This is a genomic window from Capsulimonas corticalis (assembly GCF_003574315.2).
Classification (GTDB): Bacteria; Armatimonadota; Armatimonadia; order Armatimonadales; family Capsulimonadaceae; genus Capsulimonas; species Capsulimonas corticalis.
On sequence record NZ_AP025739.1, the window covers coordinates 4801607 to 4822998 of the forward strand.

The following is a 21392-nucleotide window of genomic DNA, read 5'->3' on the forward strand; positions in this document are numbered from 1 at the left end:
ATATCATAGTATCGATCATATGTCAATATGTTTTTATCGTATGACTTGATGTAATTATTTTACGTCTTACCATTGACAGCCATGCGTAAACGTGATAGACTTTTCCACGGAACACGAATGGCGGCCATGTGGCGCCGTCATCGCGCACTCTGCTGCGCAATCTCATGGTTCCGGGAGAAACAAATGTCAAAGTGGAAGTTTCGAAACGTATTAATTGCTTCAATTGCTTTACTGTCGCTGGTGTCGGGAGCGCGAGCGGGGGATCTGGTGGTGGATGTGAACGCCGATGTGGACCCGTTCGGCAACGATCAGATGAGCATCAGCTCCCTCTTGAGTTTTCAAAGCGCCAATACCCTGTACGCGCTCCCGATGTTCAATGCGCCGGTGGGGGATCACGCCGCTTACTGGGATAACATGGTCGAACAATACGATTCCGCAGGCGTGAACGCAATCGCGGTCTGGCTCAAGGGAAACAACCATGAGGCGACCTTCGCGAACTTCGTGACCGCCGCCAACAAGCGCGGCGTCGCCGACAAAGTCAAGATTATGCCGTTCGATGATAATGCGGCCTCGTGGACGGCGATGCGCAACTATCAAACGACCGGACATTACGATTACTCAACGTTGTTCGATATGAGCGATCCCGCGAATTGGGCCTATATCTGGAACAATATTCTTAAAGTCTTCTGGCAAAACGTTCCTGACGCCAATCGTTATAAGATCAACGGCCGCCCGGCGTACGCCATCTGGTCGGCGGCGCCCGCGTTTCTTTCCCACCTGAACGGCAATGGCTCCAAGATGATCGGCTACCTCCGCCAGCAATGCCAATCGACGTTCGGCTTCAACCCTTACATTCTCGTGCCGGGCGATTGGATCCCCAACGATCCCTCCAGCAGCGCGGCGGGAGTGGTCGACGGCGTTTACCCCTGGTTCGTCCCCGTCCCAGGCGCTCCTTACAAAGAATGGAGCACGAATACCTATAACGGCGTGAAGTATGGCGTCGCCGTACCGCAGTTCCATATTTCCTCGCCCGCCGATCCCAATTCATCGACCTGGATCATCGATCCGCAAAACGGCAATACCCTCGCGAATGGGCTGAATAACACGATCGGCGCCGGCTGCGCACTGACGCTTGTCGAAGGCTTTGACGATTACTGGGAAAACACGGAGTGCTGGCGCGCGGCCAATGTCGATCGTAACGGAAATGCGCTGGGATACGCGCAAACCTACTTTGACTACCCCAATGAACGCATCAATATTCTCAGAGCGCATAGCAGCACTCCGTTTCCGGCAAACCTAAAAGAAGAAGCGGAAGGGTGTGATGCGTTCGCGGGCGGCGTGTCCGGCGGCGGGGTCTACCGCAGCGGAAATATTTCGATCCAGACCTGCGCCGATACGGGCGGCGGATGGAATGTGTGCTCGGGCAAGAACGGCCAGACGCTGACCTGGGACAGCGTTCCGTTTCCGGGAGCGACGCACATCTATTTGCGGGCGGCGTGCGCGCTGAGCGGCAAGTCGATGCATTTCGTCATCGATGGCGCGAGTTATCCGGCGGTGAATATTCCCAATAGTGGAGGGTGGCAGAACTGGGTCACCGTGGATATGGGCGCGTACTCCGTTCCCGTCAATAGCTATCACACCGTGCAACTGGTCTGGAACGCGGACGACTGCAATATCAACTGGTGGCGCCTTGGACCGGCGAGCGGCGGCGCGATCGGGAACGGAATTTATCGGATCGTCGCGAAGACCACCGGAAATGTTTTGAGCTGTCGGGGCGGCAGCTACGCGAACGGCGCGATCGCCGAGCTTCAGCCCGCCAACGGCGCCAACTATCAGCGCTGGAGCGTGACTAATCTCGGCAACGGCTACTACTCTGTCCGCGTGGTCAACGCCGATGGGACAATCGGCGACTCGCTCGACTGTACGGGCTGCTCGCCCAATGATGGAACACAAGTCGAGCTGTGGAGTTACAACGGCGGCTCATGCCAGCAATGGGGATTTACCCAGCAGCCGGACGGATATTACAGCATCGGTACGGCGGGAACGAAGACGGGCGGCGCCCATGACGTGCTCGACGGCGCGGGCTGCTCGGGAGCGGCGGGCGCGAATGTGCTCCTCTGGGGCTGGGACGGCTATCCCAATGGATGCCAGCAGGAATGGAGCTTCCAGCCCGCATGACCTTCGCGCCGACCGCCATGGCGATGAAGTGGCGGGCCGAATCAACACGAACTGGCGAATTGTTTTGTGGATGATGTCATAATCTGTATCAAACGTCTCTCCCTGTGATAGAATGAGTACGTATCACCATATGACCGATGCGCAAGCACCGGATCTGGCGCCAAGAGAGCCATTGAGAAAGTGACATATCCATGAAGAATGACGGCGCCGCCGACTTCACGAAGCTGCATTCGCCGTTATATCGCGTGATCGAGCAGAACCTGAGGGATCGTATCCAGAGCGGCCACTGGCCTCCCGGAGCGATGCTGCCGAGCCGCAAGGCGCTCGCCCAGGAGTATGATGTCGATATGCGCACGATCCAGCGCGCCGTCAGCGGCCTGCTCGCCGATGGCGCGCTGAACGCGCATGGCGGACGAGGGACATTCGTCGCCCAGGCCACGGATGCCGGCGGCGAGAACTCGCCGGGCGCGGGCGTGCAAACCGTGGTGATCGTCGCCGACCCCTCGTTCCATCCCGGCCCCGGCTGGTTCGCCGTCGTGAACTCCATCCATGAGGGCTTGCGCCGCCAGGATCTCCAATATCGGATCGTCACGATCAATACAGCCGACAAGTCGCCCGAAAGCGTGATCCGGCATGAGCGGGACGCCTTGAAGATGGCGGCGACGGAGGATGTCGCCGGCGTCATTATGTTTCACGCCGGCGGCGAAGCGACACTGCCCGATATCCAGCGCGTCCTTTCGGCAAAGATCCCGGTCGTCTTTGTCGACCGCGTTCCCTTCGAGCACGGCTGCGATTTCGTCGGCATCGACAACCGCATGGCGGCGCGCGAGGCGGTCGACTATTTGATTTCCATCGGGCATCGGAAGATCGCCTTCGTCGCGCCCGATGAAAACGTCTCGTCCGTCCAGGAGCGCATGGAGGGGTACTTCGACGCGCGCATGAGCGCGGGGCTGGTGACCTCGGAAGACCTCGTTTTCCCGCTGTCCCTGGAAAAACTCTTCGCGAACGCCACGGTCAAATCCGAGGTCGAGCGGGTCATCGACGCGATGATGGCCCTGCCGGAGCCGCCCACGGCGGTTTTCGCCGTCAACGACTTTATTGCCGAATATATACTGATCGCGCTGGAGGAAAAGGGGATCGCCGTCCCCGAGACGCTGAGCGTCATCGGGTTCGACGATATCGAACGCTTCGCGCCGCAAAAGCCGAAATTGACGACGGTCCGGCAGCCCTTCGAATCGATCGGAGACCGCGCCGCCTCCATGCTGATCTGGCGAATGAACCATCGCGACAATCCCGCCGCGGCTTACCAGCATGTGCTGCTGCCGACCCGGCTGGTGGCGCGCGGGTCTACGAGGGAGATCGGGTAGGGATCAGTTCGAAATTCGGATATCGTCGATATAGCCGCGATATTCGCCCTTCGCGCCGGGCCGGTCGAAGGCGACCCAGACTTTGCGGATCTTCTTCCCCGCAAGCGACCCTAAACGGCTGGTGACGACGCTCCAGGCGCCGAGCGGAATTTCGCCGCCGTGGCCGGCCGATGGGCGCAGGGGATGGCCGTTCTGGTCGACGCATTTGCTGGTTCGCAATGTCGTTCCATCCGTAAATAAGATATCCACGCCGGCGTAACGGCCGTTGTCCTGCTCGGGGTAGATCCAGTAATAGAGCAGCGTGTTCGGCGTGATCGTCTTCGGGCTGTTGGTGACGTCGAAGACTTTATAGTAGCAGTAGGTCGCCGCTCCGCCGGAGGCTGTTCCTGAATACGCCAGCGACGCCGAACCGCTCTGGGCCTTGTCGCTGGTGACGGCGCACTGAGCGTCGGCGATGTTCCTGGGGCTCTTGTTGTACGCTGCGTCGGGGCTGCTGGCCGCAGGCTGGCCGCTTTCAAAGCTGGTTGCGAGAAGGTCGTTCCAGGGTTTCGTGGGCAGTGTGCGCGTGAGCGGCGTTCGCCCCTTGATCATGTTGGCCCCGTCGTGCGTGAGGCGCAGGTAGAAGTCCGACGAGAGCGATATTCCGTCGGCGTCCAGCCAGAGGAACCAGTGGTCCGTGGGAGTGAAGCTGGGATCTTCCGCCGATTTCGCGATCTGCGTCGCTTCATTGTATTCGTCGAACATCGAGACAAAGCACGTCTTGAGGCCGAGGCTGCGCAGGTTGGCGAACTGCGCCCACATCAGCGTTCCGCCGACGCGCGGGATGATGTTCTTTGTCTTTCCGTTCGAGTTGAAAAAGGACGTGCCGGGATAGACGCACGGGATATAGTCGATCCCATGCTGCTTGCACCAGGCGGCTTCGGGTTTGAGGTTGCTCGCGGCGTAGCGGTCCGCTCCGTCGGCGCCGGAGAAGCGTCCGACGGCCCAGGGATTGATCGCATTGCAGGCGAGATAAACGTCGTCGAAGCCGGGAAGCATATCGTGGAAGCCGCCCTGGCCGTTCCAGCCGGTCGGAACGCCCCCGATAACGTAGTATCCGTGGCTTTGAAACCAGCGGACCAGGGCGAGCCACTGCTGGGGATCCTTGGAGATATTGTTTCCGTCCAGCCCCATCCCCCAGAGCTCGACGACCGGTTTCCCGTTTTGGCGCGCATACGCCGGCGATGCGGCGATGCGCTGGCCGACGGCGAAATTGGTCCAGTCCTTTTCGATCGACGCCACCCAATCCGGTCCCCATCCGCCGCCGCCCGAACCGCTGGCGTCGTATTCGATATAGAACTTGACGCCGGTCTTCTCGCAGGCGCGCATCATCTTCGTGGTGACGTCATTCTTTTGATATTTGTATGTGATGTCCGAATAAACATCGCCGAAGCGCTGGATGGCGGCGACATCGATCCCGTATTGCTTCATCCAGCCGACATGGCGCTTGATGGTGAAGTCTCGGTCGGAGGCGAATGTCTTGGAAGGATTGCCGTTGGGCAGCGGCCCCCACTTATTCGGATTGGCGAACTGCTCGGAATCGGGAAACTCGCGCATATCGGGATAACACTCGAAGTTTCCATGGTAGTTGCCTTCGCGTTTTGTCAGGCTGCCGACCGGGGAGCCGTCGCCTTTGACGGAAAACCAGCCCTGGTATCCGGCGATCACTTTTCCGACGATATCCTGCGCCTGGGCGGGGCGGGGGGCAAGCGCGAGAGACGCTAAGATCACGCACGCGGGGATCTTCCACGGACTTCTATTCATCAATTGTTTGCTCTTTCGGAGTATCGGTCGTTACCCAGGTGAGTACGACCATATCTTATCATTGGAATGGCGTCCTGTCAATAAAAAACAGGGGAAATCTCGTGATCAGCGCATCGAGAAAATCGATGATTGACAGATCCACCGAGTCGTGATAACATAACCGTATTACGAAATCATATCATCGTGTGGGTGTGGAAAGCGACGCAATGAGCAGAATTGGCGACAGGAAACTCCGCGGCGATCGGGACCTCTCCATGGCCGTCTACCGGCGTATTGAAGAGGATCTGCGCGGCCGCATTGCCTCCGGCGAGTGGATGGCGGGCGCCATGATTCCCAGCCGCAAGGATCTAGCCGCCGAATACGGGGTAGATCTGGGCACCATTCAGCGCGCCGTCGCCGGTTTGCTGTCCGACGGGGCGCTGCGTGCGGACGGCGGACGCGGAACATTTGTCGCGATGTCCGCCGGCGCGTCCCGCCTGCCGAGCGTGTCGAAGAGATCCGTCACGCCTAAAATGATCGCGCTGATTTACGATCAGTCTTTCAACCCGACGGATATCGGGGCGCAGTCGATTCCCCGGTCGATATATCATAAATTCCTGGAGGAAGAAGCGAACTGCCGTCTGCTCATCTTCGATACCCACGGCGAAACGCCGGAGCGGATCGTGGAGCTGGAAGGGCACGCCTTGGACGCCGTTGAGAGCGAAGGCGTCTCCGGCGTGATCGTCTGGCACAGCGGCGGAGAGAGCACCCTGCCACAGATCCGGCGCATCATGGACCGAGGCGTTCCCGTGATCTTCATGGATCGCTACCCGCTCGGTTTCGATTGTGACTTCGTGGGCGTGGACGATGAGTTCAGCGGCCAGGAGGCCACGGATTACTTGCTGGGCCTGGGACATCGCCGCATCGCTTTTCTCGCTCCGCTGGAGAATATCACGACGATCGACCAGCGTCTGGCCGGATACAAGAAAGCCCTCGCGAATGTCGGCATCCTCCCGTCGCCGGAACTCATTTGCCGGCTGCCCTATACGCTCAGCCTGAATATGGTGACCCTGAAACAGCAGATGAAGGCGGCGGCGGCCTCGCTCGCGGCCCTGAACGATCCGCCGACCGCCGTGTTCGCGGTCAACGATCTCCTGGCGCATTACTATATCTCAGCCATCAAAGAGCTGGGACTATCCGTTCCGGGGGAGATGAGCGTGATCGGCTTTGACGATATGGACCGTTTTGCGCCCGCGCCCCAGTTTTTGACGACGATGCATCAGCCCTTCGAGACGATGGGCGAGCGCACCGCCGAACTGCTGCTCAAGCGTCTCCAAACGCCGGGGCAGCGCACCTTCCAGCACATTTTGCTTCCGACCAAGCTCGTTGTCCGCCAGTCCTGTCGTTCTCTCTAGTTTTGCCAAACGCGAACGACGCCGTTTGACTCTGACACTCAAGGAGAAGTGATGAAACAGAAAAAGGGATTTACACTGATCGAATTGCTCGTTGTGATCGCAATCATTGCGATTCTTGCCGCCATTCTCTTCCCGGTCTTCGCCAAAGCGCGCGAAAAGGCTCGGCAGATCTCTTGCCTCAGCAATGAAAAGCAAATTGGTTTGGGTTTTATGCAATACACGCAAGACAATGATGAAAACTTCCCGCTCGGAGCCAAGGTCAACGGCGACCCCCGTTACGGCCTGGGTTGGCCGGCCACGATCTACGCCTATATCAAGAGCAAGGCGGTGTTTGTCTGCCCGGATGACTCCGTCAAATCATCGGGTGGGGGAGACATACTCTCTTACAACTACAATATGAACATTCCCAATCCGCCGGAGGTCGGCGGCGTCGGCGGGGCTATCGCGAAATTCGGCTCACCCGCGAAAACGGTCGTCATCTGCGAAATGTCAAACGATCCGTTCCGCTACGTTCAGATCGCCGATCCCAATAATATCGGCGCCTCCATCGGCAACGGGACGCAAAACTTCGGCAATATGACCTACGCCACCGGCTGGTTCGGCGCCTTCGGCGCCAATGCGGGCGGACTGGACGCCGACGGCAGCCGTTTCCAGGGACAAAAAGGGCGTCACAACCAAGACGGCTCCAATTATCTGATGGCGGACGGTCACGCCAAATATATGCGCTCCACGCTGATCTCTCCCGGGTGGACAAACACCAATCCCAACGACGGCGGCAGCGCGACTTGCCCGAACGGCCAATACTGTATCGCAGCCGGGCCGGACGCATCCGTTATGGCGTCCAACGGACAGCCGTTCGCCGCGACATTCAGCCCATAGTCATAAGCACGACAGCCCCGGCGTTCACAGTGAGCGCCGGGCTTTTTTTGTGTGAATAGGGAGTAGAATAGATCAAGAAATTGAGGGAATAGCGACTAGACACACGAAATCTCATGACCTATAATGAGTGCAATACAGCCACAATTTACTCATCGGTTGTTACATTCATCGCCAAGGAGAAATCATGAAAACTAGGCAAGGATTTACGTTAATTGAGCTCCTCGTTGTCATAGCGATCATCGCGATTCTCGCCGCTATTCTCTTCCCGGTCTTCGCGAAGGCGCGTGACAAAGCTCGCCAAACGGCCTGTCTCAGCAATGAGAAGCAGATGGCGTTAGCCTTCATGCAGTACATTCAAGACAATGACGAGCGTTTTCCTGCTTGTTTCGACAACATCCGGATCATGAATTGGGGACAGTTGATCTATCCGTACGTCAAAAGCTTGAACGTCTACAAATGCCCGTCCAACCCGATCGCGGACGCTCCGGGAAATATGGACTATTCCGGCGGCAGCCTCTTGATTCCCGCTTCTTATATGATGAACGGTCTGTTGGGCTTCCAGCAGGGGCCGGGGCAGGAGTTCTACGGCGCATGGCATTCCTATGCGGCCATTAACGAGCCCGCGCAAAAAATACTGGTTTCCGAAGCAAGCGGCCATAATCCGCACTCCAACTGGCCCGACTGGTGGGAATGCAGCGGCGGCCCATGCACTACAGCGAACTATACTCACTCCCCAATCCATGATGTCTGGTATGTCGGCCATTCCGGCTTTATGAACTGCATCTTTATTGACGGACACGTCAAGGCTATGAAGCCCGTCAATACGATGAATAAAATCGCCATGTGGGGACAAGCCTTCCCAAGCGATCAATACCCGGCGGGATCCGACCCGCTCTGCACCGGCAACTATTCGGACGACGCCATCAACTGCAATGACGTCAACCCCAGCGCGGTGACATGTTTAGCCGGTTTGACCACAAAGTATCAGTAAACCGCACGACTCGATTCCGTTTTTCCCGTGAGACGGCGACTTACCCCCATAGTCGCCGTCTCTTTTTTGAGTCTGGTAAATAGACATGAGAATAGATCAAGAAATCGAGGGGATTGAGACTAGACGTATCGCCATAGGTGCTCTATAATAACTCTAGTGCAAAGGAGACACCAATTCTTCTTCGACTGATACGGCGCACTTAGTATTCTATCATTAAAGGAACAACAGATGAACACGCGAAAAGGTTTTACGCTCATTGAATTACTCGTGGTTATCGCTATCATTGCGATACTTGCCGCCATCCTCTTCCCGGTCTTCGCCAAGGCGCGCGAAAAGGCTCGGCAGATCAGCTGTATCTCCAATGAGAAGCAGATCGGACTTGCGTTTATGCAGTATGCGCAGGACAGCGACGAGCGTCTGCCGGCGGCTTGGGACAGCGGCCGCTCTCCTCGCACCAACTGGGGACAGATGATTTTCCCCTACGTGAAAAGCCTGCAAGCATTTGTGTGCCCGTCCAATTCCGTCACCACCACGAACAACGCGCTGATGGGAGAATCGGACGGTCAAGATCCGAAGATCCCGTCCTCGTACGCTATGAACGCGGACCTGGGATTCCAGAACGGCGATATCGTGAATGGGCAAAATGACTACGGCTCCTACCATGGAATCGCCGGCATCGCGACCCCCGCCTCCAAAGTACTGGTGACGGAATCTCAGAGAGGCGACGCGCATTCGCACTGGCCGGACTGGTGGCAGTGTGGCGGCTCCGACTGCTCCAGCGCCGCTCAGGCGGCGAGCGCGCCGATCGTGAATGCGTTGTTTGCGGGTCATACGGGCCGAATCAATGTCATCTACTGCGATGGTCATGCGAAGTCGATGAAGCCGATTGATCTGGTGACCCCGGTCAGCCAGTTCGGTCAGCTCGGATCATCGGGGTCCTATGCGGCGTCCGACACGAACTGCTCGGTGAACCCGACGGATCCCAATAATGGCTTCAACGCCATCAACTGCGACACGCCCAACCCGAGCGCTGTCTTCGCCGCGCAGGCTTTGAGCCAGAAGTACCAGTAGAGCGCCGCGTAACTGGGTATTGATGATGGACGGTGACTTTTGGACTATTGTCACCGTCCATATTTTCATGTCAGGTCCGCTCCGAGATAATCCGCAAAATGAACCTCGCAAAAATCCGCGCCGTTTCGATCTGTCTGTCGATATCATTCGGTCTGCTGGCAACGCCGCCCGCTGTCATGGCGCAGGCGCCGCCCGGCGTCCACGGGGACGGCGTGACGGACGACACGGCGGCGCTCCAGGCGGCGCTGGATGAGGCCGGTAAAAGCGGATCGGACGTAACGCTCGGGACCGGCCGTTATCTGATCAAGGGCGCGTTGACGGTTCCGCCCGGCGTATCGCTGCGCGGAACCTGGGAATCACCGCACCACGGCGCCTGGGAGCATGGGACGACTTTTCTGCTGACCGGCGGGCGCGGGCAGGAGAACGGCCCCGCCGCGATTACCCTACAGCAAAGCAGCTCTCTGCTGGGCGTCACGATGGTCTGGCCGGAAGAGACGGCGGACAATATCGTTCCGTATCCCTGGGCAGTGCATGGCTATGGGATGCATAACACGGTCGAAAATGTGACGCTGGTCAACGCCTATCAGGGGATCAAGATCGGGCAGCCGTCGAGCGAACTGCACTTGATCCGCAATGTCTTTGGATGTGTGCTGCGCCGGGGGATCTTTATCGACTCCACGACGGATATTGGACGCATCGAAAACGTTCACTTCAACACGCACTATTGGATGCGGAGCGGGTACCCCTCGATCCAGCTCGCCAAGGGTGATACCGGCCGTTATGTGACCGGGTTCACCGAGAAGAATTTAGAAGCGTTTATCTTTGGCCGCTCGGACTGGGAATACGTTCTCAATACCTTCGTGTGGGGCGCGCACATTGGCTATCGGTTTATCAAGACTCCGGAAGGCGCCTGTAACGGGCAATTTATGGGGATCGGCGCCGACGCCTGCGCGGTCGGCGTGCTGGTCGATTACTTGCAGGGCATCGGTATTCAGGTGACGAACGGTGAATTCACGGCCTTTGTGGGCGAACCCAACGCCGGGATCGTCATTTCGCCGACGGCGGTTGGCGCGGCGCAGTTCGTCAACTGCAACTTCTGGACGACGCCCGGCGGCGCGATCCAGGTGCACGGCAACGCCCAGGTAACCGTGAACGCCTGCCACTTCGCCGAAGGGGCGAAGGACGGCGTTATTCAGGCCGACAAAGGCCACTTGATCGTCAGCAGCAACAGCTTCGCCGCCACCGGCAAAGCAGTGACTCTGAAGCCGGGCGTGCGCTCAGCGATCGTCACCAGCAATTTGCAGCCGGGCGGATTGGTGGTGGACAACAAGATCGGCGCCTTCGCGCAGATCGCTCTGAACGAGATCGCCTACAAATTTCCCGCGTCGCTCACGGCGCATTACCTAGTCAACATCGGCGCGTCCGGCGATGAAGAGTTCCTGCGCGACGGGTGGGGCGGAAGCGAAGACGTCGGGAGCGATCCCCCTAGCGTCCAATCCCGGTTCCACGCGGCGCGCTGGACGACCGGCGACGCCACGCTCCGCCTCCCCGTCAAATCCGGCGCGGCGTACACGCTCACCGTCTGGCTGCTCACCCGGGACAAGACGCCCCAGCAAACCGTCTCCGTGGCGGGGCGCAAAGCGCCGGCGACCATCGGCAAGAACGAACAGATCACCTTGCAAATCCCCGCGTCGGCGACCCAGGGGCGCGATTCCATCGACGTAAAGATCTCCGGGCAAGCCTGGTCGCCCTCAAAAGTCATTCCCGGCAGCGGCGATGCGCGCCTGCTCGGCGCCCGGGTCTTCGGCGTGGAGATGAAATCCGCCGGCGGTCCGGCGCAAGCCAAGATCGTCAATTAATATTTTACTTATCGTTCGCATTCAATGCATATTAAAGGCAATTAAAGACAATGGTTAAGCTTCGTACTCTTCTGGGCGTGCTGTCCCTGCCCATCGCGGCGGCGGGCATTGCTTCGGCGGCGCCGGTTAACTCCTTTGAGCCGGCGACGGGAACGATCGTCGACAAACGATGGCAGTCAGGCCTGCCGCTGGGCGGCATCGGCGTCGGCAAAATCGAATTGATGACGGACGGCTCGTTCGGCAACTTCACCAATCAGCATAACTGGGACCGGCCGTACGCCTGGGCGAAGGGCGCTTTCGCGGCCATTCGTGTGAAGAGCGCCGGCGGCGAGCCCGTTGCGCGCATGCTGCGTTTGAAGAGCGACGGCGAGTACGCCGGCGTGGACAATGTCGCGCATACCCGCATGCAGGGCTGGTTCCCGCGCGCCCAAATCGATTACAGCGACGCCGCGCTGCCGGTCAAGGTGCGCCTCAACGCCTTCTCGCCATTGATTCCGCACAACGCCAAGGATTCGGGGCTGCCGATTGCCTGCCTGGATTATGTCGTCACCAACACCTCGGACAAATCGGTGAGCGCGACGGTCGCGCTGGCGTGGCCGAATCTGCTGGGGTGGGGTGGCAAAGGCGGCGTGAGCTGGGACGATCTGACCGGCAATTCTCAGGCGCCGGCCGCGGTCGGCGCGCTGACGGGACTGCGCTACACGACCACGCAGAAGTATGACGATCAGCATCAGAACGTGCTGGGCGAAGATTTCGTGAGCGTGCGCAAGGACGCCGGAGTGGATGTCTCCACCTGCTCGGCCTGGGACGCGGGCGCCGCAACGCCGTCGTTCTGGAGCGACTTCGCGTCGTCCGGCACGCTGCCCCCGGCCGCGCCCGGCGCGGCGCCGCAGCCGGCGGGCGCGGTGGCGGCGAGCGTGACGCTCGCGCCAGGCGAGACGCGCACGCTGCATTACTATGTCGTGTGGGCGATGCCGAACCTGCTGATGGTGAACCCCATCAAGCATTACACCGGAGCGTACGATGAGTCGCCGGCGCGCGTGCCGAGCCTCACGGAGCAGAACCCCGAGCGCTGGACCACCAATCGCGGCATGCACACCGGCGACAGCCTGGTGATCGATCTCGGCAAAGTCCTCACGCCGACCGAAATTGATCTCAAGAGCGGAGAAGGTGCGTCGCCGAGCGACTATCCGCGCGGCATGAAGGTCGAAGTCTCGACGGATGGATCGGCGTGGACGACCGTCGCCGACAAGACCAAGGAAGAGATGTTCGAATCGCTCGCCAAGGTGGCGCTGACGCCGACCGCCGGCCGCTATGTGCGCTTGACGAACGAGGGCGACGACGGCCTTTTCTGGAGCATCTATGGCCTGGGCGTGCGCGTGCAGGAGCAGGACGCTCTGATCGATCCCACGAATGTGACGGCGCGCATGCCGCACGCCGATTTGACCATCGATAACGTACAGGCCGGCCACTACTGGCAGAACTATTGGAGCGACGGGCTGAAGATCGCCGATTACGCCGATAAAAACGCGGACCGCCTGCTCAAGGAAACGCGCGCCTGGCAGGATCCAGTCTTGAAATCCGACGTTCCCTTCTGGCTGAAGCTCAAGCTGATCAACTGCGCATTCCCGATGTTCTCCAACACCGTTCTGACCAAGAACGGCGAGTTCAGCGTTCTGGAAAGCCCCATCGAGATGGGCGGGGCGCTGGGCACGATGGATCAGCGTATGGCGGCGCACGCCTTCCTGACGGCGTTCTTCCCGGAGCTGGATCGCGCGGAGCTGGAGCAGTACGCGCAGTGCCAGCAGCCCGACGGTCGCATCACGCACTTCGACGGCAACGTCCACGTGGCGATGGTTAATCCGAATGTCAACTACGGCATCACCGACTGGCCGGACCTCTCCACCTCGTGGATCAGCCAATCCGTCAAGCTGTATCGATGGACGGGCGACAAGTCGTTCCTGGACCGCGTGCATCCCCATATCGCGAGCGCCATGGAGTGGCTGCGCAAGGACGGCGCGGATTACGAGTATATTCCCGCCGGCGGCAGCACTTACGACTATGAGACCCTGCCGCGCGGGCAGTTCATCTACTCGGCGTCGTGCTATCTGGGCGCGCTGCGCGCCGCGTCGGCCATCTCCGATCCCGCGGAAGCCGCGAAGTACGACAAGACCTTCGCCAACGTGCAGGCGTCCGTGATGAAGAACCTCTGGACCGGGACGTACTTCCGCAAGTGGAAACAGCCGTCCACGGGCCGCACCGTCGACGACAGCTTTATCGCGAATCTCGCCGGCGACTGGATGACGCGCATCTCCGGACTGCCGACGACCCTGGACGCAAAGATCGTTCATCAGAGCGTCGCCCAGACGATGGCGCGGCATCAGAAACCGTTCTTCCCGATGCCGCCGATGCAGGTGACGACCGAAGGCAAGATTACCACGAGCGCCTGTTATTCGCTCCAGCACGAGCCCTATCTCGGCTGTGAGGCCATTTACGACAACTACGTGGACGACGGCATGGAGACCATCCGCCGCATGTACTTCTCCATCTGGGAGGAGAACAACAGCCCGTGGGACGAGTCGCTCTGCTACGACGCCTCCAGCGGCCGCAAGGGCGGATTGCCGACATATATGACGTGTCCAACGAGCTGGTTCGTTCTGGACGCGCTCGCCGGAACATCCATTGATGTCCCGAATGGCCGACTCTACGTCTCGCCGCGCCTGACATCGGCGCAGACCGAACTGCATATCCCCGTCTATCTGTCGCGCTTCTGGGGATGGCTAGACTATGTTCCCGCCGCGCATAAACTGACGCTGAAGATCGACAAGGTCTTCGGCCCCAACGCCGAACTCCAAAAGTCGCTCTACCATTTGGCGAGCGCGAAGACCGACGAAATGCCGGAGACCGTCACGATCCGCTCCGTGGCCGCGAGCGGCGACGCGCAGCCGATCGCGCTGGCGACGCCCTTTACGGTCAAGGAAGGCGCCGTGCTGGATCTCTCCTCCCAGATCGACCGGCTCGCGATCCCCAAGCATACCGATGTGGTGAACTTCGAAGTGCGCGCGAAGATCAATCGCCCGGGACTTCCCGCCGAACGTTGGACGCTGACGGATAACCTGCACGACAACCCGCAGCTGGCGGCGATCATCGGACAGGACGCGCTGGACGGCAACCCGGAATCCCGCTGGACAACAGGGCGGGGCCTCCAGGCCGGCGACTCGTTCACGCTGGACATGGGCGCCGCGCAAAAGGTCGCGAAGATGGTGCTGGACGATTCGAAGTTCCCCGGCGACTATCCCGAGGGTTATCAACTCGAAGGCAGCACGGACGGAAAGGCATGGTCGCAGATTGCGCAGGCGACGCCGCAGGAAACGGAGGCGGCCGTCCAGAACGGAGTGCTTACTATTAACTTCACACCGACGGAGGCGCGTTATCTTCGCGTGACGAGCACCGGGGCGCACAGCCTCTGGTGGTCCGTCGCCGAGATCTCCGTCGATGCTCCGTAATCGGGAGAGAAAGAAAAGCACATGACATCCTCGCTGGCCGTTCAAACGTATACGCTCCGTGACTTCACCAAAAACGCCGAGGGCTTCGCGCGCAGTTTGGAAAAGATCCGGGCAATCGGGTATCCGGCGGTCCAGCTCTCCGCCGTGGGCGCGATGGCGGGCGAGGCGCCCGAAGTCTCGGCCGCCGAGGCGCGCCGGATGCTGGACGACAACGGCCTGAGATGCATCGCCACCCACCGCGATTGGACGCGGCTCACGCAGAACACAGACGAAGAGATCGAATTCCATCAAACGCTGGGATGCGATTACGCGGCGATCGGCGGGCTTCCCGGCAATTACTCGTCAGATGGGCCGGCCGGTTTCCTCGCCTTTCTGCGCGACTCCGCCCCGGTCATCCGGCGTCTCAAGGACGCCGGAATACGGTTTGGCTATCACAACCATAGCTGGGAGTTCGAGCGCGTGAGCGCTCGTCCCGGCGACAAACACACGCTGCTCGATATCTTTCTCGAAGAAGGCGGTCCCGAATTCTTCCTGGAGCTCGATCTCTACTGGGTCAGCCATGCGGGCGTCAACCCGGAGCGATTTGTCGAGCGCGGTCATGGCCGCCTCCCGGTCATCCATGTCAAAGACAAAGGCGTGATCGGTCATGAGACTCTGATGACGCCGGTCGGCGAGGGCAACCTCGACTGGACGCATTTGCTGCCCGCCTGCGCGGCGGCAGGCGTGGAGTGGTATGTCGTCGAGCAGGACGAATGCCGGCGCGATCCGTTCGACTGCCTTGCCTCCAGCTATCAATTTCTCAAAACATCATTCTCCCACTTACTCTCTCATCGCGAAAAAAAGCCATGACACTCATCAATACTCCCACCGCCAACGGCGTTCTCGCCGCCGATCTGCTGACCACGCGCTCCGAAACCGCGAAAGCGCCTTATTGGAATCGCGCGCTGCCGGAATCCGAACGGATCGCCGATCTGCTGGGCCGCATGACCCTGCTGGAGAAGGCGCGCCAGCTCGATCTCTACATGGGCGAGCACTTCGTCGACCGCATGCGCAACCATACGATGATGGCGCTCGACGCCCGGTTCGACGAGGCCAGCGCGGAAGCGCTGCTGGGCGACGCGGGCGTCGGCGCCATCCATGACCTCTACCCGCCGACTTCGGAAGTCCCGAACGCGGTGCAGGATTGGCTGCGGCGGACATCGCGCCTGGGCATCCCCGCGTTGTTCGCCGAGGAGGCGCTGCATGGCCTCTGCACGCCCGGCAATACGGCGTTTCCGCAGTCCATCGGGCTGGCGTCCACCTGGAACCCAGCGCTGATCGAGAAGGTGGGAGCGGTAGTGGGAGCGGAGATGCGCTCTGCGAATATCCACTTCGCCTTCGGACCGGTGTTCGATGTCGCTCGCGATCCGCGCTGGGGCCGGACGGAAGAGACCTATGGCGAGGACGCGCACCTGGTCGCGCGGATCGGCGTCGCCTTCATCCAGGGGATGCAGGGCGAAACGCTGGCGAGCGATCACACCGCCGCCGCCGAGCCCAAGCACTTCGCCGGTCACGGCGCTCCGGAAGGGGGGCGCAACACGGCGCCGCTGCACGCCGGGCCGCGCGAGATGGCCGAAACCATGCTGCCGCCGTTCGAAGCGGCGATCCGCGAGTGCGGCGTCCTGGGAATCATGTGCGCCTACCATGAAATCGACGGCGTTCCGTGCGCGGCGAATGGCGATCTGCTGACGGGGATTTTACGCGACCAGTGGGGCTTCGAGGGCATGGTGCTGTCGGACCTGGGCGCCATTCGGCTGCTGCTGGAGCGGCATCGCGTCGCCGCGGATCCCGCCGATGCGGTCAGGCAGGCGCTCACCGCCGGCATGGATATGCAGTATTACGATTTCGATCACAAAGTCTTTGAGGACGCCATTATTGACGGCGTGGAGAGCGGCAAGCTGACCATTGAAGTCGTGGACCAGGCAGTGTCCCGCGTGCTGCGTCTGAAGTTCCGTCTCGGTCTGTTCGAAAACCCGAAGATCGATACGACGCTCGCCGCGCGCGTCAAGCTCAGCGCGGAGCACCGGGCGGTCAACTTGCAGGCGGCGCGCGAATCGATCTGTCTGCTCAAAAACGATGGGGCGGCGCTGCCGCTGCGCAAGGACTTTGCCCGAATCGCCGTGCTGGGACCGAACGCCTCGCAGGCTCGCTCCGGCGACTATTCGAGCAGCGGCGCCGGCGATGCGATCTCTCTGCTGAAGGGCGTTCAGAGCGCCGTTTCTCCCGCGACGGAGGTTCTCTTCGCCGATGGCACTGGCGCGTCCGTCAGCGCCTCGGCCCTGCCCGAACATTGGCTGAGCCATGAGGGCGGAGCGGGCCTGCGCGCCGAGCTCTTTGCGAGCGTGGATATGGAGGCCGACCCCCTGGTCCGGCGCGTCGATTCCACGATCGACTTCAACTGGGTCGCCGCATTGCCGGCGGCGGGCATGCCGGTCGACGGGTTTTCCGTCCGCTGGAGCGGGACTCTGGCGCCGGATATCACAGCCGACGGCTTCCTGAGCATTCCCCCGCAGGATATCATGCATGTCTGGCTGGACGGCGATCTGGTATTGAGCAGCTGGGAGCCGGGCGCGCCGCTCCAAAAGCCCATCTCATTGGTGGCGGGGCGTTCCTATGCGCTCACCGTCGAGTATCGAAAGATGAGCGGCGGCGCCAGCGTGCGTGTCGGCTGGGCGGCGAAGTCGGGCGATCTGGAGGCGGCGGTCGCGCTTGCCCGGAGCGCCGATGTCGCCATCATCGCCCTCGGCGAGCCTCCCGGCATCTCGGGAGAAGGGATGGACCGTTCGAATATCGATCTTCCCAAAGACCAGATGCAGTTGCTGAAAGCCGTCCACGCGACCGGAACCCCGGTCGTCGTCGTGCTCATGAACGGACGGCCGCTCACGATCAACTGGGCGGCGGAGCACATCCCCGCGATTGTCGAAGCCTGGTACCCGGCGGAAGTCGGCGGCGAAGCCCTCGCCGAAGTCTTGTTCGGCGATTACAACCCCGCCGGCCGTCTCCCGGTCACGTTCCCCAAATCCATCGGCCAGCTCCCGCTAACCTACGATCACAAGCACAGCACTGAAGCGCGCTATGTCGATCTCGACTGGCGCCCCTTGTTCCCATTCGGCCATGGCCTGAGCTACACGCAGTTCGAATACTCGAACCTCGAAGTCCAGCCCGTCGAAAGCGTCGCCACAAAGTTCACGGTCTCGGTGACCGTGACGAACACCGGGGAGCGCGACGGCGACGAAGTCGTCCAGCTCTACCTGCGCGATGTCGTCGCCAGCGTCACCACCCCCGTCCGCCTGCTCAAAGCCTTCGAGCGCATCCATCTGAAAGCCGGCGAACAGATGCGTCTGTCCTTCAGCCTGGGCCACCGTGAGCTGTCCCTGATCGACCGAAACCTCAATCGGGTGGTGGAGCCCGGCGCGTTTGAAGTCTACGTCGGCGGCAGCTCCGACGCCACGCTGACGGCTGAGTTTCGGATTGTGGAGTAGGAGTGCGGCCCTCACCCGGCCCTTCGGGCCACCCTCTCCCAAAGATCTGGGAGAGGGTTAAGGTTTGGATCAAAGGTCCAAATAATTTCAAACTCTGCCCCGGGCGCCATGCCTGCGCAAAGCCGCCGGCATATTCTGTGGTTGAGAGAAAACGCCGCGTTCCGCTTCGTGCGTAATCCATGTCATTTCCGTTTGTCAGCCTCTCCATCCCTTCCATTTTTTGATGTATTCTCTTCCCTGTTTGCGTCTCCCGTCTCGCGGTGGTAGAATAAAAAGAGAAGCGTTTCGTCTTATGAATGCAAAGCCTTATCCACAGCCGATCTCTTTATCCCTGGTCGGTATCGACGCCGTCCATGATACGGGGTATACGGTCGACCGCCGCACGGGAAGCGATGAGTATCTGTTCGAATTTTTCGACAGCCCCATCACGCTTCAGGACGGCCGGGAGCGCCGTCAATATACCGGAGGAGTCTTTATCCTCTACGCGCCCGGGCAGCGACAGTACTTCCGCGCGGATGGACCGTTGACCCATACCTGGTTCCAGCTTTCCGGCGCCGGGGTTGCGGATTGCGTCGAGCGATATCAAATCCCCGTGAATTGCGCGACGGAGACTCGGCATCCGGATTTCCTGGCGCCGATGCTTCGCGAGGCGCTCCAGCACCAGGCCCGCAAGCACCGGAACTGGGAGGACTCCGTCACGGAAGTCTGCCGCAACGTCTTCCGGCGCCTGTCGCGGGCGCTGTTCCAGACCGGGCCGGTCGAGCTGTCGCCCTACCAGAAGCAGGCGCTGGCGACGCTGCGCGGGGTGCGCGCTCAGGTCTATAAAGACTTGCAGCGGCGCTGGACAGTGGAAGACATGGCGGCGCTTGCGAATATGAGCGCGCAGCGCTTCGCCGTGGCGTACCGATCGTGCTTTGGAACCGGGCCGATCGACGACCTGATCGATGTTCGGCTTCGGCACACGGAGATGCTGCTCCGTCATCTGCCGATCACCGTTGTCGAAGCCGCGCAGCACTTTGGGTTCAACACGGGCTCGAATTTTCACGTGCTGTTTCGCGAGCGGATGGGGCGTTCGCCGCGTAAATCGGCCAAGGCGCGCGCGCTGCCGGCGATCTCCAGCGTGACCGAGGATCAATGGGAGAGCTCGAAGGCGGCGAAAAAGGTCGATCTTCTTTATCTGGAGCCCGCGGCGCACTGGAGCTTCAATCAACTGGGCGCGGAGATCGTGGATGAATTGGGCAAGCACTCCCCGGCGGTGCTGTCGAGCGGCGTCACCAAGATCAAGGGGCGGAATGGCAACGCCCTGCACTTTGATGGGACGGGGCACGCCGTCATTTCCGAGACAGTCATCGATACATCGCGCAGCTACACGGTATCCGCCTGGCTGCGACACGACCGCCCGGGCCGTATGACGGCGGTCAGCATCGGCAATCTGCACCATGGGGCGTTTTACCTTCAGTACATTACGCTGGAGGGCGGCTTCAAGTTCGCGGTCACGGTGTCCGAGCGCGACCCGCTGGCGATCTTTGTCACCAGCTCTCAGCCCAGCGTCGACGGCGAATGGCGGCATGTGATCGGCGTGCACGACGCGGAGCAGCAGGAGATCCGTCTCTATATCGACGGCGCGCTGGAAGGTCGGACTGCCTACGCCACTCCCTGGAGCGCCGACTGCGCGACCTATCTGGGCGGGTGCGAAGTGATGGACACGATCCAGGATCGCTGGTTTGGCTCGATGGACGATGTGCGAATCTACGACCGGGCGCTTTCGGATGCGGAGATCGTCATGCTGTACCAGGGCGATGAGGAAAACCTTGCGATGGATCGTCAGGAGCAATAATCGATGCGCGCTAATCCCAGGGCTGAAAAGATCGAAGTGCTGGAGATCGCCATCGATGCGATCCACGGTCGGGGTTTTGAAATGAACGCGCCCACGGATACGCCGTACTATACGTTTTCCTATTACAACTGCCCGATCGTCGTGCTGGATTCCAGCGGATGCCGCGAATGGCCGGCGGGCGTCAGTCTGCTGCACGCGCCGAATGACCCGCGCTATCTTCGCGCGGAGAGCGCCGATCTTCTCAATACCTGGTTTCACTTCGCCGGCCCCGGCGTGCCGGCGTGCCTGGCGGAGTACGAGATCCCGATCAACACGGTGGTGGATCTGGGGGAGCTGCCGTTTCTGCGGCCGATCCTGGAGGAGGTGCGTCAGGAACGGATCCAGCAGCCGCTGCACTGGGAAGACGCCGTTTCCGATCTTATCCGCCGATTGTTTCGGGAGTTCGGAGCGCTGAAATCCGATCTGGACAACTCGCTGACGCCCGCGCAGCGCACCCAGGAGCGCACGCTGCGCGATATCCGCATGCAGGTTCACGCCGATATGGCGCATGAATGGACCGTTCCGGAGATGGCGGCGCTGGGGAACTGGCACCCAACCTGGTTCGCGACGGTTTACACCCGGCAGTTCGGCGTCAGCCCCATGAACGACCTGCTGAACGTGCGCCTCGCGCATGCGGAGGCGCTGCTGGTCCATCTCCCGATGACTGTCTCCCACATCGCCGCCAGCTGCGGTTTCGCCAATGTGGAGCACTTCAACCGCCTGTTTCGCAAGCGCAAAGGGTGTACGCCCAGCCAGATTCGCAAGCAGGGCAAGCGCTGATAATGAGAATATGCCATAGAGTATTGGTGATTGCGGTCACTTGTATGCTATGATGAATGGAGAGTTCACTCAATCGCGGGGGATTTCATCCGTAGTCGCCGGAGAATATGGATCGGGTAAAATCCGTGGGTATTTCACAGCGAACGATTCCTGAGCGTTAGGGTCCG

Annotated in this window: 13 protein-coding genes; 12 read left to right on the plus strand and 1 reads right to left on the minus strand. The window is 60.6% G+C overall.

What is annotated here, in order from left to right; translation table 11 throughout:
* Nucleotides 1-183: 183 nt before the first annotated feature.
* A complete protein-coding gene (locus D5261_RS20600) occupies nucleotides 184-2178 on the plus strand; it encodes a DUF5010 domain-containing protein (protein WP_165864661.1) in 1995 nt (664 codons plus the stop codon).
* 191 nt (nucleotides 2179-2369) lie between these two features.
* Nucleotides 2370-3545 carry a GntR family transcriptional regulator gene (locus D5261_RS20605; protein WP_119325017.1) on the plus strand — a complete coding sequence of 392 codons (1176 nt, stop codon included), beginning with the start codon at nucleotides 2370-2372 and terminating at the stop codon, nucleotides 3543-3545.
* 3 nt (nucleotides 3546-3548) lie between these two features.
* Here D5261_RS20605 and D5261_RS20610 read toward each other — a convergent pair whose 3' ends face one another.
* On the minus strand, nucleotides 3549-5348 hold the full coding sequence (locus tag D5261_RS20610) for a glycoside hydrolase family 99 protein (protein WP_125206392.1): 1800 nt from the start codon (nucleotides 5346-5348) through the stop codon (nucleotides 3549-3551).
* 206 nt (nucleotides 5349-5554) lie between these two features.
* Between D5261_RS20610 and D5261_RS20615 the strand changes: the two genes are divergently transcribed.
* From D5261_RS20615 to D5261_RS20660, 10 genes are all read left to right on the plus strand, one after another.
* On the plus strand, nucleotides 5555-6742 hold the full coding sequence (locus D5261_RS20615) for a substrate-binding domain-containing protein (RefSeq protein WP_119325015.1): 1188 nt from the start codon (nucleotides 5555-5557) through the stop codon (nucleotides 6740-6742).
* A 51-nt stretch (nucleotides 6743-6793) separates the two neighbouring features.
* On the plus strand, nucleotides 6794-7621 hold the full coding sequence (locus D5261_RS20620) for a prepilin-type N-terminal cleavage/methylation domain-containing protein (protein ID WP_119325014.1): 828 nt from the start codon (nucleotides 6794-6796) through the stop codon (nucleotides 7619-7621).
* A 184-nt stretch (nucleotides 7622-7805) separates the two neighbouring features.
* Entirely contained in the window at nucleotides 7806-8612 is an 807-nt protein-coding gene (locus tag D5261_RS20625) for a type II secretion system protein (RefSeq protein WP_119325013.1), read from the plus strand.
* Between the two features lie 228 nt (nucleotides 8613-8840).
* On the plus strand, nucleotides 8841-9683 hold the full coding sequence (locus D5261_RS20630; protein ID WP_119325012.1) for a DUF1559 family PulG-like putative transporter: 843 nt from the start codon (nucleotides 8841-8843) through the stop codon (nucleotides 9681-9683).
* A gap of 98 nt (nucleotides 9684-9781) precedes the next feature.
* On the plus strand, nucleotides 9782-11542 hold the full coding sequence (locus D5261_RS20635; protein WP_119325011.1) for a glycosyl hydrolase family 28-related protein: 1761 nt from the start codon (nucleotides 9782-9784) through the stop codon (nucleotides 11540-11542).
* 50 nt (nucleotides 11543-11592) lie between these two features.
* Entirely contained in the window at nucleotides 11593-15048 is a 3456-nt protein-coding gene (locus D5261_RS20640; protein ID WP_119325010.1) for a GH116 family glycosyl-hydrolase, read from the plus strand.
* 21 nt (nucleotides 15049-15069) lie between these two features.
* A complete protein-coding gene (locus D5261_RS20645) occupies nucleotides 15070-15897 on the plus strand; it encodes a sugar phosphate isomerase/epimerase family protein (RefSeq protein ID WP_119325009.1) in 828 nt (275 codons plus the stop codon).
* Nucleotides 15894-18569: a glycoside hydrolase family 3 N-terminal domain-containing protein gene (locus D5261_RS20650; protein ID WP_119325008.1), complete on the plus strand. Its 2676-nt coding sequence runs from the start codon at nucleotides 15894-15896 to the stop codon at nucleotides 18567-18569. The genes D5261_RS20645 and D5261_RS20650 overlap by 4 nt, the downstream gene beginning before the upstream one ends.
* Before the next feature lie 292 nt (nucleotides 18570-18861).
* Nucleotides 18862-20406, plus strand: a complete 1545-nt coding sequence (locus D5261_RS20655) for a LamG-like jellyroll fold domain-containing protein (RefSeq protein ID WP_165864660.1) — start codon at nucleotides 18862-18864, stop codon at nucleotides 20404-20406.
* A 3-nt stretch (nucleotides 20407-20409) separates the two neighbouring features.
* Nucleotides 20410-21225, plus strand: a complete 816-nt coding sequence (locus D5261_RS20660) for a helix-turn-helix domain-containing protein (RefSeq protein ID WP_119325006.1) — start codon at nucleotides 20410-20412, stop codon at nucleotides 21223-21225.
* Nucleotides 21226-21392: the final 167 nt, after the last annotated feature.